The 2,697-nt window shown below is 37.1% G+C and carries 1 protein-coding gene; it reads left to right on the forward strand.

The window, feature by feature from the left end:
- A partial coding sequence (locus KWG70_RS17610; RefSeq protein WP_230937359.1) for an RHS repeat domain-containing protein occupies positions 1-2,697 on the forward strand: 2,697 nt, incomplete at both ends.

Raw genomic sequence — 2,697 nt, forward strand, 5'->3', positions numbered from 1 at the left:
AGTCTTATGTTGTAGCAGATGCGACACCATTTAGTATTCCACATACAGTACCATTACAAGCAGCATCAGAGGTAATCGATGCGTATCCACCAGTAGAATCAGTGGTAAATAATTTTAGTACTTCGATCAATCATATTTATACAGAGACCTATGATGTAACAGGAACACTGGTAGGGAAATCAGGGAGTTATTATAATGATTTGGGCAAGCCAACGCTTAGCTATTCTTGGGATAGAGAAGAGAATAAGGTTTGGGGAACACAGACTTTATATGACAAGCAAGGGCGACCAGCATTACAGACACTTTCAGCACCATCATGTGGTGGTTTTGTGGGAGGATTTTTAAGTGGTACATTTTCAAATTATGTTAGTGATATTACTAATTATGATGGTTTATCAGAGATAGATGTTGTAAACAATGATTTTTCAAGTTTACGTAGGTATTATAGTGATGATAATTCCAATGAAGAGCTTCAATCAACTACCACACGACCATATGTTAGAACGGTTTATGATAAATTAAATCCGGGGAATGAGATAAAAGCGATAGGCGGTAATCAAATGGGAGGCGACTGGAAGACAGGGTATTCCTTTACAGTTCCAGCAGCACAGGAGATGTACTATGTGTTTGGAAAGAATTATTTTGAAGGTCCTATTAATGGGATTTATGGCGAGCAAGTGACTACCGAGTATTACAAAACGGTAGTGATGGATCCTCATGGGAATGAAGTTGTATCCTTTATCGATAAAGAGGGTCGTACGCTAGCAACAGCACGATCAGGAGGCTCACAGACGTATCCAGTAGTATCAGTCATAGGGGAACAGGGTTATATAGATATTCATTTACCAAAGAATGTGAATAGTGTTAATTTTTTATCAAGCACCTCTCATTACACAATCTATGATCTAAAGACAGGTGATCAGATTCCATACACGTCCATGTCTGGAGGAAATGTATATCGAATATCCGCTACTCCAAGTACGAATGAGAATACACATCATACTTATATCTCTTCAAGTGGAGGAGTTAACCATTATTCAGGGTCACGAGGTGTACGATATAATGTGAACTATTATGATTATAGTCTAAACTATTATGATGTGTCTGGGAGATTAACTCAGAGGAGTCAACCATTAGGGTTTAATGCTTCATGTTTGAGTAGTATCCAATCTACAGTTACTCATGGGATGCTTAATAGTTATGTTTATAATTCATTAGGAGAACTATTAGAGACGACATCCCCAGATGAGGGAACGACAAAATTCAAATACCGTAGAGATGGGCAGATTCGTTTTTCACAGAATAGCAAACAGGCATTAGTAGGAGAAGTAACCTTTATAGATTATGATAGTAAGTTGAGGCCAAAAAAGAGCGGCGTTGGGGCTGCTAATTTTAGTACGTTAAACCCAGACACCAGTGTGTTAAGCACTAATTTAAAAGAGATTCATGAGACAATATATGATCTTCCAGATGCATCATTGTCAGGGGTTCTATCAAGTGGTGGATTAAACCCTAATAATTATAAGCAAACATTTATATCAGGAAATGTTTCGATGACCAAGACCATTCCAGATGGTAATTCTCCAATAGTGACTAGTAGTACCTGGTATAGTTATGATATTTATGGACGTGTTTTATGGACAGTACAGGATGTAGAAGGTTTAGGGTTAAAGACGATTCACTATAAGTATGATAATAGAGGAGGCGTTAAACAGGTGATTTATCAACAAGATATACCGAGTGAGCTATTTGTACATCGTTATAGTTATGATAAGAATAATTCATTATCTAAAGTGGAGACCTCTACAAATGGTGTAGATTTTGAGGAGCAGGCCGATTATGAGTATTACAAATCAGGGGAGTTAAAGCGAACAGAGATTGCTAATGGTCTTCAAGGGCTAGATTATGTATATACATTATCGGGACAGTTAAAGAGTATTAATAATCCAAATTTATCAAGTGATCCAGGGAATGATATCAATGATTTATTTGGGATGAGTATTGATTATTATAATGGTGATTATGTACGAAGTAGTAGTTCAATAAAGACAACACCCCAAGGGACAAATAGATATGATGGGAACATCAAGGCGACGCGTTGGTCAACCAAGGGATTAACCTCACCAAGTGTTCAGGATGCTTATACCTATAGTTATAATTCTAATAAATGGTTAGATGGAGCGACCTTTGGTAGTGCGAACTCCAATGCAGTGATAAGTTCGAGTGCAGATTATAAGGTGTCAAATATTACGTATGATGCTAATGGAAATATAGAGACCTTGAAACGTACCAAGAATAGTGTTTTTGGTAATAATCAGATGGATAACTTTAGTTACAGTTACAATTCTAATAAGAATCAATTAAATCGAGTAAGTGATACGGATCCATCACCGAGTGATGCAGATGATTTAGAGAGTCAGCCCAATAATAACTATCAGTATAATGCGATAGGGCAATTGTATCGTGATCTACAGGCAGGGATTACTTATGAGTACAATACAACAGGCTTGGTGACACGTATCAAGAAAACAGCCACAAACCTACCAATAGTAGAGTTTGCATATGATGACAAGGGACAACGAATTAGTAAGCAGAGTTTTAATGGATCAGGAACACCAACGACAAAGTCGTATTATATAAGAGATACTAGTGGTAATCCACTAGCGATATATAATAATTCTACTTTGGTTGAGCATC

Origin of the sequence: Psychroserpens luteolus, assembly GCF_021032705.1 — a bacterium.
GTDB lineage: Bacteria > Bacteroidota > Bacteroidia > Flavobacteriales > Flavobacteriaceae > Psychroserpens > Psychroserpens luteolus.